22 protein-coding genes are annotated in these 20,741 nt (G+C 60.0%); 15 read left to right on the top strand and 7 right to left on the bottom strand.

Annotated elements, in window-relative coordinates; genetic code table 11:
* Positions 1-349 precede the first annotated feature (349 nt).
* A complete protein-coding gene (locus tag OOZ53_RS22480) occupies positions 350-772 on the top strand; it encodes a Ros/MucR family transcriptional regulator (RefSeq protein WP_271091996.1) in 423 nt (140 codons plus the stop codon).
* A gap of 138 nt (positions 773-910) precedes the next feature.
* Here the strand turns inward: OOZ53_RS22480 and OOZ53_RS22475 are convergent, their stop codons facing one another.
* The 3 genes from OOZ53_RS22475 to OOZ53_RS22465 all read right to left on the bottom strand — a co-directional run bounded on the left by OOZ53_RS22475 (position 911) and on the right by OOZ53_RS22465 (position 2,258).
* Entirely contained in the window at positions 911-1,297 is a 387-nt protein-coding gene (locus tag OOZ53_RS22475; RefSeq protein ID WP_271091995.1) for a DUF1761 domain-containing protein, read from the bottom strand.
* 114 nt (positions 1,298-1,411) lie between these two features.
* Positions 1,412-1,849, bottom strand: coding sequence for a SufE family protein (locus OOZ53_RS22470; RefSeq protein WP_271091994.1), 438 nt, complete (start codon positions 1,847-1,849; stop codon positions 1,412-1,414).
* Between the two features lie 139 nt (positions 1,850-1,988).
* The gene (locus OOZ53_RS22465) at positions 1,989-2,258 is read right to left on the bottom strand and encodes a hypothetical protein (protein WP_271091993.1); all 270 of its coding nucleotides are present in this window, start codon (positions 2,256-2,258) and stop codon (positions 1,989-1,991) included.
* A gap of 266 nt (positions 2,259-2,524) precedes the next feature.
* On the opposite strand from OOZ53_RS22465, the gene OOZ53_RS22460 reads away from it, so the two are divergent.
* The 3 genes from OOZ53_RS22460 to OOZ53_RS22450 are packed head-to-tail and all read left to right on the top strand — an operon-like array spanning position 2,525 to position 5,543.
* A complete protein-coding gene (locus tag OOZ53_RS22460) occupies positions 2,525-4,372 on the top strand; it encodes a sensor histidine kinase (RefSeq protein ID WP_271091992.1) in 1,848 nt (615 codons plus the stop codon).
* A complete protein-coding gene (locus OOZ53_RS22455; RefSeq protein ID WP_271091991.1) occupies positions 4,350-5,159 on the top strand; it encodes a peptidoglycan-binding domain-containing protein in 810 nt (269 codons plus the stop codon). Before OOZ53_RS22460 ends, OOZ53_RS22455 begins: the two co-directional genes overlap by 23 nt.
* Before the next feature lie 42 nt (positions 5,160-5,201).
* Positions 5,202-5,543, top strand: coding sequence for a DUF1491 family protein (locus OOZ53_RS22450; RefSeq protein WP_271091990.1), 342 nt, complete (start codon positions 5,202-5,204; stop codon positions 5,541-5,543).
* Here the strand turns inward: OOZ53_RS22450 and OOZ53_RS22445 are convergent.
* A complete protein-coding gene (locus OOZ53_RS22445; RefSeq protein ID WP_271091989.1) occupies positions 5,530-6,561 on the bottom strand; it encodes a hypothetical protein in 1,032 nt (343 codons plus the stop codon). The two genes, OOZ53_RS22450 and OOZ53_RS22445, sit on opposite strands and share 14 nt — an antisense overlap.
* Before the next feature lie 685 nt (positions 6,562-7,246).
* On the opposite strand from OOZ53_RS22445, the gene OOZ53_RS22440 reads away from it, so the two are divergent.
* Together OOZ53_RS22440 and OOZ53_RS22435 are read left to right on the top strand one after the other, a co-directional pair.
* Positions 7,247-8,488 carry a protoporphyrinogen/coproporphyrinogen oxidase gene (locus tag OOZ53_RS22440; RefSeq protein ID WP_271091988.1) on the top strand — a complete coding sequence of 414 codons (1,242 nt, stop codon included), beginning with the start codon at positions 7,247-7,249 and terminating at the stop codon, positions 8,486-8,488.
* Positions 8,489-8,517: 29 nt separating this feature from the next.
* Positions 8,518-9,441, top strand: a complete 924-nt coding sequence (locus OOZ53_RS22435) for a hypothetical protein (RefSeq protein WP_271091987.1) — start codon at positions 8,518-8,520, stop codon at positions 9,439-9,441.
* Positions 9,442-9,496: 55 nt separating this feature from the next.
* Here OOZ53_RS22435 and OOZ53_RS22430 read toward each other — a convergent pair whose 3' ends face one another.
* The 3 genes from OOZ53_RS22430 to OOZ53_RS22420 all read right to left on the bottom strand — a co-directional run bounded on the left by OOZ53_RS22430 (position 9,497) and on the right by OOZ53_RS22420 (position 12,890).
* The gene (locus OOZ53_RS22430; protein ID WP_271091986.1) at positions 9,497-10,042 is read right to left on the bottom strand and encodes a DUF1254 domain-containing protein; all 546 of its coding nucleotides are present in this window, start codon (positions 10,040-10,042) and stop codon (positions 9,497-9,499) included.
* The gene (locus OOZ53_RS22425; RefSeq protein WP_271091985.1) at positions 10,035-10,625 is read right to left on the bottom strand and encodes a DUF1214 domain-containing protein; all 591 of its coding nucleotides are present in this window, start codon (positions 10,623-10,625) and stop codon (positions 10,035-10,037) included. Before OOZ53_RS22425 ends, OOZ53_RS22430 begins: the two co-directional genes overlap by 8 nt.
* An 81-nt stretch (positions 10,626-10,706) precedes the next feature.
* On the bottom strand, positions 10,707-12,890 hold the full coding sequence (locus OOZ53_RS22420) for a transglycosylase domain-containing protein (protein WP_271091984.1): 2,184 nt from the start codon (positions 12,888-12,890) through the stop codon (positions 10,707-10,709).
* A 166-nt stretch (positions 12,891-13,056) separates the two neighbouring features.
* Here OOZ53_RS22420 and OOZ53_RS22415 point away from each other — a divergent pair, with 166 nt between their 5' ends.
* The 9 genes from OOZ53_RS22415 (at position 13,057) to OOZ53_RS22375 (ending at position 20,736) form a co-directional block, all read left to right on the top strand.
* The gene (locus tag OOZ53_RS22415) at positions 13,057-13,515 is read left to right on the top strand and encodes a YcgN family cysteine cluster protein (RefSeq protein WP_271091983.1); all 459 of its coding nucleotides are present in this window, start codon (positions 13,057-13,059) and stop codon (positions 13,513-13,515) included.
* Positions 13,516-13,717: 202 nt separating this feature from the next.
* Complete coding sequence (locus OOZ53_RS22410; RefSeq protein WP_271091981.1) at positions 13,718-13,972, top strand: hypothetical protein; 255 nt, start codon at positions 13,718-13,720, stop codon at positions 13,970-13,972.
* Positions 13,973-14,002: 30 nt separating this feature from the next.
* The gene (locus OOZ53_RS22405; RefSeq protein ID WP_271091980.1) at positions 14,003-14,674 is read left to right on the top strand and encodes a response regulator transcription factor; all 672 of its coding nucleotides are present in this window, start codon (positions 14,003-14,005) and stop codon (positions 14,672-14,674) included.
* Positions 14,664-16,070 (top strand): ATP-binding protein, encoded by a 1,407-nt coding sequence (locus OOZ53_RS22400; RefSeq protein WP_271091979.1) that lies wholly within the window; start codon positions 14,664-14,666, stop codon positions 16,068-16,070. Before OOZ53_RS22405 ends, OOZ53_RS22400 begins: the two co-directional genes overlap by 11 nt.
* A gap of 90 nt (positions 16,071-16,160) precedes the next feature.
* Positions 16,161-16,589 (top strand): RT0821/Lpp0805 family surface protein, encoded by a 429-nt coding sequence (locus tag OOZ53_RS22395; protein WP_271091978.1) that lies wholly within the window; start codon positions 16,161-16,163, stop codon positions 16,587-16,589.
* Positions 16,590-16,682: 93 nt separating this feature from the next.
* Positions 16,683-17,819 carry a c-type cytochrome biogenesis protein CcmI gene (gene ccmI, locus OOZ53_RS22390; RefSeq protein WP_271091977.1) on the top strand — a complete coding sequence of 379 codons (1,137 nt, stop codon included), beginning with the start codon at positions 16,683-16,685 and terminating at the stop codon, positions 17,817-17,819.
* Positions 17,819-18,262 (top strand): cytochrome c maturation protein CcmE, encoded by a 444-nt coding sequence (gene ccmE, locus OOZ53_RS22385; RefSeq protein WP_271091976.1) that lies wholly within the window; start codon positions 17,819-17,821, stop codon positions 18,260-18,262. The genes ccmI and ccmE overlap by 1 nt, the downstream gene beginning before the upstream one ends.
* A 9-nt stretch (positions 18,263-18,271) precedes the next feature.
* Positions 18,272-20,257: a heme lyase CcmF/NrfE family subunit gene (locus tag OOZ53_RS22380; RefSeq protein WP_271091975.1), complete on the top strand. Its 1,986-nt coding sequence runs from the start codon at positions 18,272-18,274 to the stop codon at positions 20,255-20,257.
* Positions 20,254-20,736 (top strand): cytochrome c-type biogenesis protein, encoded by a 483-nt coding sequence (locus OOZ53_RS22375; RefSeq protein ID WP_271091974.1) that lies wholly within the window; start codon positions 20,254-20,256, stop codon positions 20,734-20,736. Before OOZ53_RS22380 ends, OOZ53_RS22375 begins: the two co-directional genes overlap by 4 nt.
* Positions 20,737-20,741 lie beyond the last annotated feature (5 nt).

Raw genomic sequence — 20,741 nt, 5'->3', positions numbered from 1 at the left:
TCAGTTGTTTTTGCCTGCCGCGCTGACGGACCGCCTTGAGGTGGGCTGGATCCACCGCGGTTGGTTCGGTCGGCCGACGAATCGCATCGGTTCTGTCAAATGTTTCCGTCTGGTCAAAACTCGCTCTAGACTTGTTTTCAGGAATTTTAGTCCGGAGAAATGCAGCGTATCGGCAAAAAACAGCCTAATTACTAAAATTTTCTAGTTTAAAATGTAAGTGATTAATGATATCAGCGCTCTGGGTGACAAAAAAAGACGGTGTCAAAAAAAGACACGAATTAAATGACAATACCAAAAGATGATGGGATTTTGGTTCCATGTAGACTTGAAATCTTTTGAGGCGCGAAAAATGAATGAAGCTATAGAAACGACCCGGGACGACTTGCTTGCGGAGCTGACCGCGGAAGTCGTTGCGGCCTATGTCAGCAACAACGTGGTTCAGACCAGCGATCTTCCAGGCCTGATCGCAAATGTGCACTCCGCACTGGGTTCGACGACCGGGGGAGAGGCGGCTCCCGCGGAGAAGCCGAAGCCAGCGGTCCCCATCCGCAAATCCGTGCAGCATGAGTACATTATCTGTCTTGAGGACGGCATGAAGTTCAAGTCGCTCAAGCGTCACCTGATGACCTATCACGGCCTGACTCCGGAAGAATACCGGGAAAAATGGGGTCTGCCTGCGGATTATCCCATGGTGGCGCCGGCCTATGCCGAAGCGCGCTCCCGCCTTGCAAAGGAAATGGGTCTCGGCCAGAAGCGCAAGAACAGCGGGTAGATACCCGACCGGTTCGGCGCGCGACCGAATTCAGTCGGTCGGGCACAGACACGATGAAATTGGGCACTGGATTTCCAGTGCCCTTTTTTTGGCTGTGTCATCCGAAGATGCCGCGCAGAAGCGGCGCCGGAATGTAGCTTAAAGAATGCCCTGGACGATGATCATGACAATGACGCTGCCGATCCAGTATCCGGCGTCGGTCAGCCGCGCATAGGTGCTGTTCTTGCGGAACATGCCGCCCGAATAGGCGAGAACGGCGAACGCGATTGTGCCCAGGATCACGGTGAACAGGGCGTCGGCGGCGGCGGTCACACCGACAAACCAGCTCAGCAGCAACAGTCCGACGATCTGGCTGACCATTGCTCCGACGGGCATCTCGTTCGCTTTGCCCATCTCGACGCCGACACCTTCCGCCCATTTCGGCCCGAACAGCATCGGTGAGTACCAAAGCCATCCCAGCAGAAACGACACCACCGCGCCGATGACAACGGCAATCCAGTTAACGTCGCCTGCAATTTCTCCCATAAGACTGATCCCCCGCATTGTTTGTTGAACGGGCATCAATTAACACAAATGTTAATTGGTGTACATTGCCGACCAATATCCGCGGCACAAGCTTCATGTGGATAGTCACAAGTCCTAGGAAACCGCTGAGCGCTCCAGGGACGCCTTCGCTTCGCTTTTGATGCGTGCGACCAGCGACCTCAGACCATTGGCTCGCTGTGGCGTCAGATGTTCGATAAGGCCGAGCCTGGAAAACAGGGCAGCTTCGTCGAATGCCAGGATCTCGGAAGCTTTTTTTCCCGAACAGGCAGCAAGCATGATCGCCACAAGGCCACGCACGATATGTGCATCCGAATCGCCGGTGAATGTAAGTTCCGGATCTTGCGGGCCGGACGCATTGACCTTGCAGGTCAGCCACACCTGGCTGACGCAACCCTGGACCTTGTTGGCATCCGTCTTGTCGGCATCCGGCATGAATTCGAGCGTACGGCCAAGCTCGATCACATAACGATATCGGTCTTCCCAGTCGTCCAGAAACTCAAAATCATCGATGATCTGCTGCAGTGAGGCCATTTCCGAATTCAATCCGTTGTGCTGCGCCGGTTTGGGCAAGAGTTCGCTCGACCGTACGGAACCCACGACCGATTTACACCCGCATATAGGCAAAATGCCTGCACAAAGCACGAAAAAAGTCCGCTTCCCGGCCCGTCACTCAGTCGCCGGTACCCGCCAGCTGTGCGGCCTCGCTGCGAAGCAGTCGCGCGATCTCGTCCTCTTCGCTGGCCAGCAGTTCTGCGGCGCCGTTCCGGCACAGCGCGGGATCGCGAAGACATATTTGCTGGATTCTGACGGCCAGTTCGCGCAATTCGACGGCCGACCGCGTGGACTGTTCGGCACTGGTGGCCGAATCATGTTCGCCATTGCCAGGCAGAAACAGGACGACAACGCCGAACCAGAACAGGGCTTTGATAATGAATCGCATTTCTTCCCCGGATCACGCAGTCGGATCCTCCCGCCGCTTCATCCTAAGGGCCGCGGCATCGCCCATCTGAACGCAAATTGATGAAGATAGTGTTTCGGCGTTCGGTTACGCCCCGTTAACCACGTTGAGCAAAGGTCGCAGCGCTGAAGGCCCGGTGGGTCGAATTGCCTTGGTTTTATCGCGTTTGCGCGCCCGCTTTATCCATTCCTTAAGCAGCATTTGCCATTATCGGTACTGCCAGAACAACAAGTGTATTGAGTACAATAGTGGCCACCAGGGTGAAGCATTATCTGTCATCGGCTTTTGGAACGGACGGCGACCGCACGCTGGCCAATTTGGTACACCGCGACGTTGTCTGCGAAGACGAGCGGCAAATCCAGACTAGGCTGATCGCACTGCTCCTGATTGCCGGCACGATTCTGGCGTCCGTTTTCCCGTTCACGCTTATTCCGTCCTTTGGTGCGCGCGATATCGCGGCGCCGGTTCTGGCTCTTTCGGCCACGGCGCTGGCGCTCGCCGGCATGTTGATACAGACCGGTCGGCGCAGGGCGATTGAGATCGTCACGCTTGTTCTCGGAGCTGCGGCCGTGACCGCGGCCGCCATCGCGACCGGTGGATTTGTCTCGGCCGTTTTGCCGCTGGTGCTTCTTTTTCCAGCCGAAGCCTATCGGATCCGCCAGGACTGCAAGGCACTTCGGGCGGGTTTTGCAGCCGCCGCGGCGGTTTTGGCCGCGATCGCAGTTGCCCAGGTCTTCGTCCCGCAGTCCGGAGCTTTCCGATCGGGCGGCGCTGATATCGCCTCTGTTGCTGTCGTTGTGGCGCTCGGCATCTACGGTCTGTTGTTTTCCCTGGGCCTGAGGCGCCGCCAGACTGCCGAACGCGAACCAGAAGAGCCAGCTGTCGTAACCAGGGGCGAGCTGCTTTCGACGCTTCCCGGGCTGGTGACGCTCCACGATGCCCGCGGTGACGTTGTGTCCGTTTCGGGAGCGGACGCGACAGAAATGCTGGAACATGTCGGAGATGTTGCCGGGCGCGGCCTGATCGAGCATATGCATGTTTCGGATCGCATCAGATTTCTTCAGGCAGTGGATGATCTGCGCACCGGATGCAAGGTCAAGTCCATTGCCGTACGCCTGCGAAAGCTGGCTGAAAATTCCAAACAGGATCAGTTTCTGCATCTGTCGGTGCAGCTTGTGGCACAGCACGGGCAGGGGGGCTTCCGTGGATTTCTCGCCCAGGCATCGGATATCAGCGAGTATGTAAGCCTGCGCCGCGCCTATGCCCGCAAGGTGGAAGAAGCCGATGCCGCCAACGAGGCCAAGACCCGTTTTCTCGCGGCTGTCAGCCACGAGTTGCGCACGCCGCTCAACGCGATCCTGGGCTTTTCCGATTTCCTTTCGGGTGAGTATCTGGGCGACAGCCTGAGCAACGAGCAGCGCGAATATGTCGGCCTGATCAGCGAATCCGGTCAGCACCTGCTTTCCGTCATCAATTCGATGCTTGACCTGACCAAAATCGAAGCCGGCCGATATGAGCTCAACCTCGAGACTTTCAATGTCAAGGAGGCCGTCGATACCTGTGAGGCAATGCTGGCGCAGCAGGCGCAGGAAAAGGGCGTCGTGCTGAACGCGCGCGTGGCCAAGGGGCGGCGCAAGGTCACCGCATGCCGCCGTGCTCTTCAGCAGATACTGATCAATCTGATGGCGAATGCCATAAAGTTCACGGATGAGGGTGGCGTCGTGACCGTCGACGCCTCGGAGAAGGACGGCTGGGTGGAACTGGTGGTCTCCGATACGGGCATCGGCATTGCGCAGGACGATCTGCACAGGATTGGCGCCCCCTTTGTTCAGGTTGAGAACCGGTATGACCGGCAGTATGAAGGCACGGGCCTCGGACTGAGCCTGGTCAAGGGCCTCGTTGCCCTGCATGGCGGCCAGTTCGTCATCGACAGTACGGTGGACGTTGGAACGACCGTCACAGTGAGGCTGCCGGTTGCAGGGCCGGACCGGCCCGAAGGCGTTGCGCAGGACAACGCTGTTGAATTCCCGCCACGGCTGACGGGCAGTGACAACAACGCGATGGAGACGGTGCATGAGCAGGCGAAAACGGCCTGAGGCGAAACCACGTCGCTTCCAGGCGCTTTTCGGCCTGGTGCGATCATTCGGAGAGCTAATTGCCCGGCATCCGTCTATTGCCGGCGGCACGACCGTCTTTGCCGTCGCATTCACCTTCGTGTCCGTCAATGCGCTTGTCTACCAGCCCGGCAAACACCCGGCGCCGCTCTACGATACGCGTGGCGTAACCCATAAACCCTATCCGCTGGACATGAAGAATGTTCCGGTACCGTCGAGCCGCGTTACGACCTACCGGATCGAGCACAGCGATCCGCAAAGCACGGCCAGCATTCCGCCAAGAAGGACGCCGGCGCCGGAGGCGTTGATCTACGACCTTCAACTTGCCATGCGGCGCGGCGGTTTCTACGGCGGCGCCATCGATGGCGTGTTCGGCCCGCAGACCCAGGACGCGATCCTTGCTTACCAGCTCAGCGCCGGCCTTGAGCCGACCGGCAAGGCATCCGATGAATTGATCGTCCATGTGCGGCTGGCCGGCGGGGACCCTGTGGCTGTGCCCAAACCCAAGCCCGGTGCCACGCAGCAAGCCGCGCCTGCGCCAAATCCGCCCGCGCAGCCAAAGGCAACGGAAGACGCGGTGGCCGATCTCATCATGGATATCCAGAGGGGGCTGAGCAACATCGCCTATGCCGATGTGAAAGTCGATGGCGTGATCGGTAAGCAGACCACCACCGCGATCGCCGACTTCCAGCGCCACTACCGCCTGCCGGTGACCGGACAGCCGGACAAGCTGGTTCTTCAGAAGCTGCGTGAGATCGGTGCGCTTTGATACGCTCCAAATGCTGAAATCATAAGCGGATCGCCCGGTAAAATGCGCTTAACGTCCGAAATGTGGGTCAAGGCGCTGTTGCGCCGGGTATTCGGCGATGGCGGCTTCGCAGCCGTCGAGCGGCCCGGATCGCCCGAGGCAGGCGCGATCTTTATCCGTGTTCGCGGCAGGGACGGGGATCAGTCGCTGTATTCACCGGCCCCGCAGAGCCTGTTCGACACGGCCAAACCCGCCGATCGGACATTTGAGATCCGCCTGGAGGCAGTCCAGAGCGATGAAATTGATGCTGTCCTGGACCGGGAACGCGATTTCGATCCGGATCTTTGGGTCGTTGAGATCGAAACCGACGATCCGGAGCGCTACCTGACGATCATGCCCGCTTGACGTCTTTTGCCGGCTCGGCAACCTGTCGGACAGCGTGCTCCTTCCGCTCTGCCTTGTCGTCCCGCGGCTGTGTTTGAGGCTGGTAGCGAACGCGCTGATCCGAAGCCGCAATTGGGTTCGCCCGCACCCAGGCCATCACCCTTTCGATACTGTCCTTGCGGTCGGTCGAGCTGATCAGGAGCTCCGCCAGTCGCACGCCCTCGGATGTGCGCCTCAGCTGCGGGAATATGCCGATCAGGACCCGCCGGATGTCATCGTCATGCATGCCGAGCGCAAAAAGGGCCATCGTCAGTTGCCGGCCGGACAGGTCCAGCATGATCCGCTCGGCGAGCGAATGCTGGGCTCCCAGCGCCCTTGAAAGCAACTGCGCGAAACGCACCGGGAGAGAAGATTCGGCGGTCTGGATCAGCTTGCGAAGGTCCGGCCGCCCTGTTGCGGCATTGTTTCCCGTGCTGTGCGATTGGTTGTTGATACGCCTGAGGGCAAGGTCCTTGATGCGATTGCGCAGCACGTCTTCATTGTAGCGCCTCGCAGCCTCGTTTGATGCCAGCAGATCAGCGGTCCCGCTGGAGCCTGTGTTGTGTCGCAAGCGGAGCGATCGCGATACCGCTTCGTCGTCAAGCGACGACAAGGCCGAAATCATGATCGGTGAAAGGGTTTCGCGTCGGGAGATCGCCCGCGCATGAACGATACCGTGCCGTGCCAGGATCTGTAACAGGAGCTGGTCGTTGAGACACGGGCTCAAGGCCAGAAACGGGGCCGAGATACGAATGGGCTGGTCCGCGACCATCAGTGTCACGTCCTGCGGCAATCGCGGCAGCTTCGACAGGGCGGCGGCAGCGGTCCGCCGCGTGTCCTCGCGCGTCAGTTCGAAAAGCCCGGCAAACAGGTTGGAAAACTGCCGCAGATCTTGCGACGTAGGCTGTTTCAGCGCCTCGAAGCCGGAAATGGCCGCAAGCAGCGCTGCGTCCTTACGACCGGTCTGTCCGGCTCTTTCAAGGTCGCGAAAACGATCCAAGATACTCCACCCACGCTACGCAAAACTCCGTGTTCACTAAAAGTAAAGCCAAATAATTAGCAGACTATTAACTATCGCCGGTTTCTAATCCAAGTGTTCGCATATGGGTAATACTCCGCAAGATGCGGTGGGCCCGGCGCGCTTGGTGTGCGCGGATATCAGTATGGAGTTGTGCAACGTGACCATTGCCAGGAGAGGGAACGGCTGACATCGAACGCACCGTTCCCGTTAAGGGAAACGGTAGAATCGATGGCAGACATAATCCAACTCAGTTCAAGGTCGACGGCACGCAGGACGCGCCGGTTGCCAGACAATCCCCGCAAAGACGGCGCGACAATTCTTTTGTTTACCGGGGTACGCTACGAGCAGAAACACGGCAGGAAGCAGCTTGTCGCAGGCCGCAAACGCGGCGGCAAGGCTTAGTCCAAACGGCCCATCAAGGCTGAAAGTTCCAGCCGCGGTCTCCGGGCGGGCGTTCGCTGGGCATGACAAAACAGTATCCGGCATCGCCGGACATTGCTCGCCCGTCCGGCTGAAGTCTTTATCCTGAAATGGTTGTGACTGCCGCGCCAGCCGGCAAGTGCGTCCAAATTACAACTTTCTGACGGCTTTGTTGTTGACAAATGCCGGCAACCGAATACCAGAGCGATATAATTCAGCTCATGCTTGCCGGCAGTAAAAATCCATGATCTATCAGTACGCTATCATTGGTGGTGGAATTTCCGGCGTAGCGATAGCGCGCCTTCTTCAATTGTCCGGAGTGCACTCTCTGATTGTGCTTGAAGCCAACTCGGAGCCAGGCGGATTGTGTCGTACCAGGATGATTGACGGACATACGCTCGATATCGGGGGCGGCCATTTCCTTTGTTCGAAATTCGATGAAGTCTACGATTTCGTTTTCCACCATATCGCCCGGGACAATTTTGAGGAGTTTGAAAGGGTTTCGAAAATCGACATCCACGGTCAGTGGGTCGACTATCCGCTTGAAAGCTCGCTCTGGCAGCTGGAGACGTCGCTTTGCGTCGCGTTTCTTGAGAGCATTGCAAGAAATGGCGAGGCGCTCGGACTGCCGGAGCCGACCACCTTCGAGGAGTGGATACGCTGGAAGCTGGGCGACAAGATCGCGGACGAATACATGCTTCCCTACAACGCCAAAATCTGGGGCCACGAAGCAAGTGAGATGGATATCGACTGGCTGCACAAGCTGCCTGCCGTCGATGTCCGGGCGGTTTTCACGCAAGCCATGAACCGTAGACTGGATCCGTCGCTGTTTCCTTCCCACAGCCGGTTTTATTATCCCAAGAAGGGTGGGTATCAGGCCGTGTTTGATGCGCTGTGCGACCCGGTGCGCGACCATATTGTCACCGATCACCCCGTTACCACGATTGAACGCAGCGATGATCTTTTGAAGCTGAATGGCGGCATTCAAGCACGGCATGTGATCAATACGGCGCCCTGGCACGCACTGGCAGGCTCGCCGATCTTCTCCGGGGCGGCGCGTCAGGCAATCCACGACCTGCAAAACAACTCCATCGTTGTTTCACTCCACGAGCGGGCCTACGAACACGACGTTCATTGGCTCTACCAGCCCGATATCGATACGGCCGAGCACCGCAGCTTCTTCATTCACAATTTCGATCCTCGCAGCAAGTCGAATGGCGTATACAAGGAAACCAATTCGAAGCGGTGGACCGGATCCGACGAGTTGTTCTCCCACACCAATGACTATGCCTATCCGGTGCCAACCATCGGCTGGGCCAGGACGATAGAGACGGTGCTGCGGGAGGCTGAGCGGGCAGGGGTCTCTGCTTTGGGCCGGTGGGGCCAGTGGCAATACTTCAATTCGGATGTCTGCATCAAGGAAGCCATGCTGTTGGCCGAGCGTTTGGGGCACACCAGATGGAAGGTCACATGCGGCGCTGGGTGACGGATAGCCTGCGCGTCACAGGAAAAGGGATGCGTGGCTTCGCAGCGGCGATGCGCAAGGAACACAGCCAGATCCGGCTGCGCTCTCAAATCGAGCGCTTTAGCGTCGGCAGGCAACAGCTTGGCTTCCTGCTCAGCCATGGCATTGGCGACCATATCATCGCCCTGGGATTTGCAGATGCGTTTGAAGAAGCGCGCGGTGAGCCGCTTGGTTACGTGGTCGGGCGAGGCAGTCTGGCATTTCTTGCCGAGCTTTATTCTCCACAGCGGCTTTACATACCGATGCCGGCAGGCGCCAGACAGCGCGACTTTGAAGACGGTCTTCGCCGGACCAGGCTGCTTTACGCCCATTTTCCGAAACTGCAATTGCCCGATATGATCGGCTATCGCGGCCTGACCTTTCTCGACGCCTACAGATGCCGCCTGCGCCTTCCGGACAATGTGAAGATGCGGTATCCGCGCGCTCCGAGCGCCAAAAGCATCGATGCCGCAACGGTTTTGCTGCAACGCGAGGGTCTCCGCCCTGGAAAGACGGTTATGTTGTGCACCGAGGCCAAAAGCCTGGATGCCGGCGGTTTGCTGGACAGGTTCTGGACGCCCCTGGCGGAAAAACTTCAGCAGGAAGGCCTGGATGTAAAGGTCAATGACAATCCCCAACTGTCCGAACGGCTCGGCCTCGGCCACGCGCCTGTAGCGCTCGACCAATGGCGCCCTCTTGTTGCCGCCTGCGGGCACGTCATCGCCTTTCGCAGCGGCTTGAGCGAACTGGTCCTCAATCTCGATGTCCGGCATTCGGTGGTTTTTCCGCTACCGAAAGACCGTCCTGGTTTCTCCCTGATGCGCGGCTTCCCCGTCGGCAATTGCGGGCATGAAGAAGATATTCTCCACATTGAGTGTGATCCCGATTCACCTGATCGCACGGTCGCCGAGCTTCTGGAACGGCACCTGAAATAGGCCCGATTGGCGAGCACCGCTCAATTCAGGCCGCGTTGCCGACTTCAGATGCAGACTATGCCGTGTCCGTACTCTGACACACGGCGCTGCTCAGGAACTCCCGAACGATCAGTTCCCAGCTCGCATCGGGCGTCACGGTGCGCAGCACGAGATATCCGGTCGTCGCGGGAAACTCGATCAGGACGGATTCCGCCAGTGCCTCGGGCAGGCTTTTGCGATAGCCGATCATTTGCAAGGGGGTGACGACGGCGATGTCCAGCTTCTTGTTCGTCGCCGTCCGGTCGTTCATGCTGTAAATCTCATTCGCGCCCGGGTCGAAAATGGCCAGCGACCAGTAATAGGCCAGGCCGGACGCGGTGATGCGCGCAGGCTTCTTCGTTATATCGAAGCGGCAAACGGCCGTACGAATGAACGGATTGGCGGAGGTCAGGCCGCCCGGTTTGTCCATTGGCAATATGTGGAAGAACTCCGTTGGGCCAAGCGCATTGATTTTCGTCCAGGCATCGCGTTCCGCATAGGCAGGGATCGCCAGGATGATGATGATGTGCAAAAGCGCGGCCCCGGCCAGGCCGGACAGAACAATGTAGATCAGCCTACCCATTTCGGCACGCTCCGCGGATGATCTCGGGCATCTGCAGATCAATGAGGCGCGAACTGCCGGCGGTCGGCGTATCGAACAGCGTCAGCACCAGCTTGAAGGGCTGGTATCGCCGCCCTGTGGCAAGCCAGTTTCCAGTCTTCGGATCGCCGCTGATATTGATGGCGAATGCGCCGTTCTCGTATTTCGCAACGTTCTGCGAATGAAATGCCGACGGGTAGGCGGGGTTGACCTCAAGCAGCGTATCGTCGGCATCGGTCGCATGAAGCGTCCAGAAACGCGCGGGCGGCGTCTGGCCCGTGACCACATAGTCGCATTCGGTGATCAGCCGGCCGCCGCTGCTGTCATTGTCGGCAAAAAAGACCAGCCCTTCGGCGTCCCCGAGAAGCAGTTGACCGGCGCGGGCGCGATGGGCCTTGGCATAGGGGTCGGCCTGTTCGGTCTGCGCCATCGGCCATGCGCTCCAAGGGCCGATGGCAATGGATCCGAAGCCGATCGTTGCCTGCAGCGCATATACGGCGCTGAGCATGGCGCCGCCGAAGGCAAGGATGAAGATCGCAGCGATGGTGGCGGGAACGCGAAACAACGACGTTTGACCTCAGGCCGGAATTATCATGTCACCTGACATAGCAGTTGCCCGCGCGTTTCTCCAATGCGGAATTGGGTCCTATTCGACGGCCGCCGGCTGCGTTTCCGGCTTATAGGCAACCGAACGCTGCGATTGCAGGCTCAGGGGCGGCGAATTGGCGAAGTCATCCGCAAGTTCGCGCAGCAGCGACGTGGCCTGCTTGGACAGGACGCGCGGCCTGAGAATCGGTGCGCCGCTGTCGTCAAGCAATTCGGTCTGTGCGACCTGTCCGCCATTTGTCTTTTCGTCCAGTTCCGGATCTTCAATGCCCGGAATAGGTTTCAATTCAATGCCCTGGTGCGCATAAGTCATCAATTGCTTGAATGTCATGGCAGGCAGCGATCCGCCGGTCATACGCGCTGTCGGCAGGAAGTTGTCCTTGCCGAACCAGACGGCTGCGGTGAAATTGCCGGTAAAGCCGACAAACCAGCCGTCGCGATAGGCCTGCGTGGTGCCTGTCTTGCCCGCGGTCTTGATTCCCTCGAGTTTGGCGCGCCGGCCGGTGCCCCATTCCGGTATCTGGCTGAGGATGGTGTTCATCGATCGCACCGTCTCCTCATCCAGCAGTCGCTTGCGTTCCGGCGCATCGCGGCGCTGGTCGTAAAGAACCTTGCCGGAATAGTTCATGATCTGCGTGATGCCGTGCCGGTTGGACTCCAGCCCCCCGGCCGGAAACACGGAATAGGCCGTGGCCTGATCGAGAACCGTGACTTCCGATGTCCCCAGCGGCATGGTTTTATCGACGGCGACATTGCTCTCGACGCCGAGCCTCTTGGCCATTTCGGCGATGTTTTCGGTGCCGAGATGATCGCGCGCAAGACGCACGGGAATCGTGTTCACGGATTTGACCAGCGCGGTGGTCAGGTCGATGCGGCCCTTGTAGCCGCGGCCGTAGTTGCGCGGCGACCAGCCGCGCCATGTGATCGGTGCGTCGCGGATCGTGGTTTCCGGTGTGAAGCCGTTTTCCATCGCCGTCGTATAGACGAAAACCTTGAAGGAGGAACCTGGCTGCCTGAGCGCTTTGGTCGCCCTGTTGAACTGGCTTTCGCCGTAGTCGCGGCCGCCCACCATCGCCCGCACGGCGCCGCCGTTCTCGATCAGGACGATCGCCCCCTGATCGACATCGTAACGCTTGCCGTATTGGCGCAGACCCGCCTCAAGGGCCTCTTCGGCCGCCCGCTGCAGGTTTTCATCGATTGTCGTACGCACGATCAGCGAATGGTCCGCATAGCGCGCCGCGATCCGCCGGACTTCCTCGAAAGCCCAGTCCAGGAAGTAATCGGGTGATTCCTTGTCGCCGCGGTCGACAATGTCCGCGGGCGCGCGCCGCGCTCCGATAACCTGCCCCTCGGTCATCAGCCCGCCCTGCACGAGGTTGGTCAGCACCTCGTTGGCGCGTCCGCGCGCGGCCGGCAGGTTGATGTGCGGCGCGTAGCGTGCCGGCGCCTTGAACAGGCCAGCCAGCATGGCCGACTCGGCCAGAGTCACATCCGTGATCTCCTTGCCGAAATAGAACTGTGCCGCTGCCGCGATGCCGAATGTGCCGCCGCCCATATAGGCGCGGTCCAGGTAAAGCCGCAGGATCTCGTTCTTGGACAGGTTCGCCTCGAGCCACAAGGCGAGAAAGGCTTCCTTGATCTTGCGCTCGATCGTTCGTTCATTGGTCAGGAACAGGTTCTTGGCCAGTTGCTGGGTGATCGTCGAGCCGCCCTGGACGACGGAATTGGCCCGCACATTTTCGGTCATGGCGCGCACAAGGCCGAACATGTCGATGCCGAAATGCTCGAAGAACCGCCGGTCTTCGGTTGCAAGCACGGATTTGACCAGGTGATCGGGCAGGGCGTCTATTGGGACAGAATCCTCGTGGATAATGCCCCGGTGGCCGATTTCGTTGCCATAGCGGTCGAGGAATGTGACGGCGAAATCATCCTGTTCGCGCCAGTTGCCGTAGGTTTCCTCGAAGGCCGGCAGCGCGAGGGCCAGCAGCAATACGGCGCCGGCGGTGCCAAGCGTCATCGATTCGCCCAGTAGCTCGAAGAATATGCGCTTGTAACCCTTGGCGTGGAAGCGCCGGAAGAAGATGTTGATGTCTTCCCACTTCTCGCCGAGGCCCGAGCCGGCCGACCAGAGCACGGAATCAATCCATGAATCCAGCCGCAGAAACAGATGCCTGCGTTTTCCGGGTCGCTGATCCTGATTGAAGGGGTCCTGCAACTTGGTCATCCCGTCTGTTGACTGGCCGTACGGCGGCGTTCAAAACGTGCCGACACGCCAAGGTCCATTTCGGCCGCGCACCCGCTTGTCTTGTGCCTATATTAGATCATGTGGGCAAGAGGTGCAGTAAAAAGTAACAGACATTGTTACCGGCACTGTAATATACGGGGTACGGATGACGAGCGATCCATTCTGGAAAACCACCAGACTTGAGGAAATGTCCGACGAACAGTGGGAGAGCCTGTGCGACGGCTGCGGGCGCTGCTGTCTCAACAAGCTCGAGGATTGGGAAACGGGCGAGATCGCCTGGACCAATGTCGCCTGCAAGCTGCTCGACGCCGACACCTGCCGTTGCAAGGATTACGAGAATCGTCAGCAAAAGGTGCCCGAATGCATCAATCTGACACCGAAATCGGTACGGGCACTCACCTGGCTTCCGCCGACCTGCGCCTATCGGCTCATCGCCGAGGAAAGGGACCTCTACTGGTGGCACCCGCTCGTTTCGGGCGACGCGGACACCGTGCATCTGGCCGGCGTTTCCGTGCGCGGGCGCACGGTTCCCGAAGCTGGCATGGAACCGGAAGATTTCGAGGACCACATCGTGGAATGGCCTTTTGAGCCGGTCGAGGGGTGATCGGCGTCAGCGCCTCGTGCAACAAGATTCACATGAACCGTCCGTTCATTTTTAGTTCAGCAAAGCTCCTGTACACATTAACGACAAGTTTAATCGATTGGTCCGCGCCATGGACGCACAGGCGGGGCCGCATATATGGTGTGCCGGATTTTCCGGGCCATTACAGGGGTTAACGGCTGAGACGCCGTCTTGAAGGACGAAGATGAACGGTTATAAGAAACTATTGCTGGTCACGCTGATGGCCCTGCCGTTCGCGGCGCTGGAGGCGCGCGAGGCCGCCGCTCAGGGCGCAGACTGTTCGGCCGCGGTTCAGCGTGTGCTGGCACAGACAAACGGTCAGCTGCTGTCGGTCAAGGTCGCCCAGAATGGCGGGCAGCCCGTCTGCAAGATTACCGTGCTTGCTCCCGATTCGAGTGGCAAGAGGCGGCGCAAGATGACCGTGAATGCCCGGCCATAGCCGGCCGGGATGAATCGGAGGCGGCAGAGCATGCGCATACTTGTTGTCGAGGACGACCGGGATCTCAACCGTCAGCTCAGTGAAGCGCTGGAAGAGGCCGGCTATGTGGTCGACAAGGCCTTTGACGGATCGGAAGGCCATTTCCTCGGCGATACGGAACCCTACGACACGGTTATTCTTGATATCGGGCTTCCTGAAATGGACGGGATTACCGTTCTGGAAGAGTGGCGCGCTGCCGGCCGGTCCATGCCCGTGCTCATTCTTACCGCGCGCGACCGCTGGAGCGACAAGGTGGCCGGCATTGACGCAGGCGCCGACGACTATGTTGCCAAGCCGTTTCATGTCGAGGAGGTGCTTGCACGGGTACGGGCCCTGATCCGCCGGGCCGCCGGACACTCTTCGTCCGAGATCGTCTGCGGGCCGCTGCGGCTTGATACACGCGGCGCTAAGGCAACCGTTGACGGCAAGGCGCTGAAACTGACATCCCACGAATTCCGCCTTCTGTCCTACCTCGTGCACCATGAGGGCAAGGTGGTTTCACGCACCGAGCTTGTGGAACATATGTACGATCAGGATTTCGACCGCGATTCCAATACGATCGAAGTGTTTGTCGGGCGACTGCGCAAGAAACTCGGCATCGACATGATCGAAACCGTGCGGGGGCTTGGATACCGGATTCAGGCTCCAGGCGATGGCAGCTGAAAAGCGGCAACCGCGCTCGCTCGCGGCGCGGGTTCTTGTGATCGCAAGCGCCTGGGCGGTGATCGCCCTTTTCGTTATCGGCATCCTGATCCTGACGCTTTATCGAAACGGTACGGAACGCGGCTTCCGCGACCTTCTGCGCGCCCAGCTCTACAACGTCATCAACTCGGTATCGCTGGATGAAAACGGCCAACTCGAAGGAACGCCCCAGCTTGGCGACCTGCGCTTCAGCCAGCCCGGCAGCGGCTGGTACTGGATCGTCGACATCGTCGGGGACAGACCGCCGGACAAGCTTGCCTCGGTTTCCCTCGGCGACCGCACACTCGCCATACCCGGCACGGATTCGGCGCCGTTCAACGAGCGTTATGAGCGCATCTACATCTCGCAGGACAGCACGGGGCAGGAGGAACTGGTCGCGGAAACCGAGGTCCTGCTCGGAGACAACGGTGAAATCGCCCGCTTTCGGGTGGCCGGCGCCATGGCCGACCTCAATGCCGACGTTTCGGCATTCTCGCGCCAGCTCATTTTGTTTCTGGTCATTTTCGGCGTTGGCAGTCTCCTGGTGAACGCCATCGCCATCCTGTTCGGCCTGCGGCCACTCGACCGGATCCGCCGCTCGCTGGAGGAAATCCGCGCCGGCAAGACCGAATCGCTTGAAGGCAGCTTCCCCCGGGAGATCGCGCCGCTGACCGGTGAGGTCAACGCGCTGATCGAGAACAATCGCCGGATCATTGAACGGGCCCGCATGCAGGTCGGAAACCTGGCCCACTCGCTGAAAACGCCGATTGCTGTTCTGCTCAATGAGAGCCGGTCGATGGAACCGGACCAGGCCCGGCTTGTGAATGAACAGGCGACGGCGATGCAGAATCAGGTCCAGCATTATCTGGACCGCGCCCGTATCGCCGCCCAGCAGAATTCGGTCCTGGTGCGGACCGACACGCAAAAGACATTGCAGCGCCTGATGCGGGTCATGGAACGCCTCAACCCGGATACGGCTTTCGAGCTGATGCTACCGGATGATTCGCCGAATCTGGCCATGGAGCAGCATGATGTCGAGGAAATCCTTGGTAACATGCTTGAAAATGCCAGCAAATGGGCGACCGGAAAGGTAAGGGTCCGAATAAAAGCCACCGGAGAAATGACCGCCGCCGCGACATCGGAATCCCGGCCCATGCTCGCCATCAGTGTCGAAGACGATGGGCCGGGCATGGAAGACGATCAACTCGCCGAGGCGCTGAAACGCGGCCGCAGACTGGACGAAAGCAAGCCGGGAACGGGGCTGGGGCTCTCCATCATCAAGGAAATTTCGGAAGAGTACAAAGGCTCGGTCAAGCTGGGTCGAAGCGATCTGGGCGGCCTGAGCGTTACGGTTTCGCTGCCGGTTGCGGTTCGTTAATCTTTGCGCCCCATCATATCAGCCAAAACAACGCCACAATGACGCCCTATGCCGGCATCGAATCTAGGTACATTGTACAAAGGCGCGACCATGAAGATCGGGTACCTGATATTGTCGTTCACGTTTGCGCTGGCGCTTGCCGGCTGCTCGAACACGGGCGGGCAGTCCAGCTTTCTGAACTCCTTCGTTCCGCAGTCGAGCGGTAAATCTTCCGTGATCGACGCGCTCAACGGCGGCATTATCGATCCCACCATATCGGCGCAGCTCAGTTCGGAAGACCGTATGAAGGCGCTGGAGGCGGAATATCGTGCACTTGAAGTCGCCCCGAGCGGACAGATCGTCGCATGGCAGGGCACGCAAAGTGGCGTTTCGGGCGAGGTTTATGCGGCCCAGCCCTACGAGGTCGGTTCCCAGAATTGCAGGCAGTACGTGCACAAGATCATGCAGGGCGGCGTCGAGACAACGGCGCGCGGCACCGCTTGCCGCAGTGAAGACGGTAACTGGACGCCGCTTGTTTGAAGCCCATAATTACAATAATTAAAGACTGAATGCCCGGCCGCCGGAGAGCCCAGCGGCGCGGACCTTTGAACAGGGGCTGACGCCTGAGCCATCATGATGTTTTGGGTCTTGGCCGCCGTCCTGACGGTGGCCGCCACCATAAGCCTGCTGGTGCCGCTGGCGCGCACCGTGAGCCGGCAGGATAATGCGACAGAACATGACGCGGAGGTCTATTACGACCAACTGCGGGAAATCGATCGCGATATCGAAGCGGGTCTGATCGCCGGTGAAGAGGCCGAATACGCCCGCGCCGAGGTGGGGCGACGCCTGCTCAAGGCCACAAACGCCAATGCGAAGTCGCGGCCCGGCTCATCGCTCTCCTCCGCTGCCCGTTATGTCGTAATCGTCTTTCTGCCGGTGATGGCCGTCATCGGCTACCTTGCCATCGGCAAGCCGGGCATGCCCGCACAGCCGCTCGCCGCCCGCATTCAGGCTCCCGCAAACGACGAAACCGACATAAGGACGCTGATTGCTCAGGCCGAATCCCACCTTGCCAGCAATCCCGGGGATGGCTGGGGCTGGGATGTTCTGGCGCCGATTTATCTCAACCTCGGGCGGGCAGGCGATGCTGAAACCGCCTACCGCAACGCGATCCGCCTGCTTGGTTCCTCGGCATCCCGCCAGGCCGGTCTCGGGCGGGCGCTGTTTGCCGAGAGCGGCGGTATTGTCACCGCCGAAGCTCAGGCGGCCTTCCAGGCGGCCGAAGATCTGGAACCCGGCAATCCGCTTTCGTCCTTCTTCCTGGCGTTGGGTCTTGCCCAGGAAGGAAACTACGCCGGGGCCAAGGCGGCGTTCGAGAAGCTCGCCGCCAATTCGCCCCCCGATGCGCCGTGGATGCCGCAGGTGCAGGCGCATCTTAAAGGCATCAACGCAAACCTTGCGGCTGCCGGAGAGGCCGCGCCCGGTCCCGATGAGGAGGACGTCGCGGCGGCAATGGAAATGAGCCCGGAAGACCGCATGGCGATGATCGGTGGAATGGTGGACGGTCTCGATGCGCGCTTGCGCGACAATCCGGACGATCTTGACGGTTGGCTGCGGCTGGTGCGCTCCTACATGGTACTTGGAGAACCGGAAAAGGCCGGGGACGCGCTTGACCGGGCCTTGCTGAATTTCGAGGATGGAAGCGCCGGTCGGCTGGCTTTGACCAAAGCTGCCGAGCAGTTCGGGCTGACACCGCAAAGGGTGGAATAATGACGCGCAAACAAAAACGACTTGCCGTGATCGCAGGCGGTGTCGGTGTCCTCGGCGTTGCCGTTCTCCTGGTTCTGTTCGCCCTGCAGGAGCAGATTGTCTATTTCCACTCGCCGACAGATATTGCCGAAAAACCGGTGAACCCCGGAACGCGCATTCGTCTCGGCGGACTTGTGGCGGAAAACTCCGTGGCGCGCGGCCAGGGCACCACCGTTGAATTTGCCGTGACCGATACGGCCAATACGGTCGAGATCACCTATACCGGCATTCTGCCGGATCTTTTCCGTGAGGGGCAGGGCGTTGTTGTCGAGGGCGCGTTCCGGCCGGACAATGCGCTCTTTGTCGCTGACACCGTCCTGGCCAAACACGACGAGACCTACATGCCCAAGGAGGTCGCCGACAGTTTGAAGAAACAGGGCGTTTGGCAAGGCAATGAGGAGTAGGATCCGGCCATGATCGTTGAACTCGGCCATTACGCCCTTGTCATGGCGCTTGCGGTGGCGCTGATCCAGTCCGTGCTGCCTGTGATCGGCTCGATCCGTCAGGATGCCGGGCTCATGGCGCTGGCGCCTGCGGCGGCCGTGACATCCTTCTTCCTGGTGCTTCTCGCTTTCATCGCGCTGACGGTCTCCTATGTGACATCCGATTTCTCTGTTCAGAATGTCTGGGAAAACTCGCATTCGCTCAAACCCATGATCTACAAGATCTCAGGCGTGTGGGGAAACCATGAGGGATCGATGCTGCTGTGGATCCTGATCCTGGTCTTTTTCAGCGCGCTCGTCGCCTTTTTCGGCGGCAATCTTCCCGCAGCGCTGAAAGCCAATGCCCTGGCCGTTCAGGCGTGGATCACAGCGGCCTTCCTGTTCTTCGTTCTGCTGACCTCCAATCCCTTTCAGCGGCTCAACCCGGCGCCGATCGAGGGGCGGGACCTCAACCCGATCCTGCAGGATGTCGGGCTCGCCATCCATCCGCCGCTGCTCTATCTCGGCTATGTCGGATTTTCCATCTGCTTTTCCTTTGCGATCGCGGCCCTGATCGACGGGCGTATCGATGCGGCCTGGGCGCGCTGGGTCCGGCCATGGACACTGGCTGCCTGGACGGCACTGACGGCCGGCATCGCGATGGGCTCCTACTGGGCCTACTACGAACTCGGCTGGGGCGGCTGGTGGTTCTGGGATCCGGTTGAAAACGCATCCTTCATGCCATGGCTCGCGGGCACGGCGCTGCTGCATTCGGCATTGGTGATGGAAAAGCGCGAAGCGCTGAAGATCTGGACGGTGCTGCTTGCGATCATCACCTTCTCGCTGTCTCTGCTCGGCACGTTTCTCGTGCGATCGGGCGTCCTGACGTCCGTGCATGCCTTCGCCACCGACCCGACTCGCGGCGTGTTCATCCTCGGCATCCTCGTGGTTTTCATCGGCGGCGCGTTTTCCCTGTTTGCGCTGCGCGCGCAGTCGCTCAAGCAGGGCGGTCTTTTCGCGCCCATTTCACGCGAGGGGGCGCTGGTTCTCAACAATCTGTTCCTGACCACGGCGACTCTCACCGTCCTGGTCGGCACGCTCTATCCGCTCGTCCTGGAAGCGGTGACCGGTTCGAAGATCTCGGTCGGTCCGCCATTTTTCAATCTGACCTTCGGCCCGCTCATGGTGCCTCTGCTGTTAGCGGTTCCGTTCGGCCCGTTGCTTGCCTGGAAGCGCGGTGATCTGCTGGCAGTCAGTCAACGGCTGTACGCTGCGGCCGGCGTATCGCTGCTGACGGCCTTGGCGGTTGTTTATTTCGCCACCGGCGCGCCGGTATTGGCAGCGCTCGGCATAGCCATGGGCGTCTGGCTCATCTGCGGCAGCCTGACGGATCTTGCTTACCGCGCGGGCGCCGGCCGTGTCGACCTGCAGGTCATGTGGCAGCGTTTCAAGGGGCTTCCGCGCTCGGCATTCGGCACGGCGCTCGCCCATCTCGGCCTTGGCGTTTCCGTCATCGGCATCGTTGCGGTCACCGCTTTCTCGACCGAACTGGTAACGACCATGAAACAGGGCGGGCAGACGGTCAGCGGGCCGTATACGCTGGTGTTCGAAGGGCTGCGTCCCAATACCGGACCGAACTACACCGAACTGCAGGGCCGTTTCGCCGTATCGCGCGATGGAGAACAGTTTGCGACGGTCACCTCCGCCAAGCGTATCTATACGGCGCGCCGCATGCCGACGACAGAAGCCGGCATCCTGACCATCGGGCCCAGCCAGCTTTACGTATCGCTGGGCGATGAGACACCGGATGGCGGCACCGTTGTGCGGGTCTGGTGGAAACCGTGGGTCACCTTCATCTGGATCGGAACGATCATCATGTCCGTCGGCGGGATTGTCTCGTTGTTCGACCGCCGGCTGCGTGTCGGCGCGCCGGCGGCAAGCAGGAAGCGCGCCGCCGCCGCGGAACAGGCGATATGAAGCGCGCTACCGTCCTTGCTGTCGCCGTCCTGACATTGCTGTCGGCGTTCGTGCCGCCGTCCGGTGCCGTCACGCCCGATGAGGTTCTCGACGATCCGGCCCTGGAGGCGCGGGCGAGGGACATTTCCGCCGGGCTTCGCTGCCTGGTCTGCCAGAACCAGTCAATCGATGATTCCGACGCCGATCTCGCCAAGGATCTGCGCGTTCTCGTGCGCCAGCGGCTGGTCGAAGGCGACAGCGATCAGGAGGTTGTCGGCTATATCGTCTCGCGTTACGGCGAATTCGTCCTGCTGAAACCCCGGTTCTCGGCAAGAACGCTGATTCTGTGGGCGACCCCCGCCATCATTCTTCTGGGCGGACTTGCCTATCTCATGGCCAACGCCAGGCGGCGCAAGACAGTTGCCGAGGCGCAGCCGCTTTCGAACCAGGAACAAGCCGAACTCCAGAAAGTTTTACGTTCGCGTGATCGCGATAGCTGATAGTG

Source organism: Allohoeflea poritis (genome assembly GCF_027889715.1).
In the GTDB taxonomy this organism is placed as follows: Bacteria; Pseudomonadota; Alphaproteobacteria; order Rhizobiales; family Rhizobiaceae; genus Hoeflea_A; species Hoeflea_A poritis.
The sequence above is the reverse complement of the archived record's forward strand: the minus strand, read 5'-3'. Positions and strand labels throughout refer to the sequence as shown.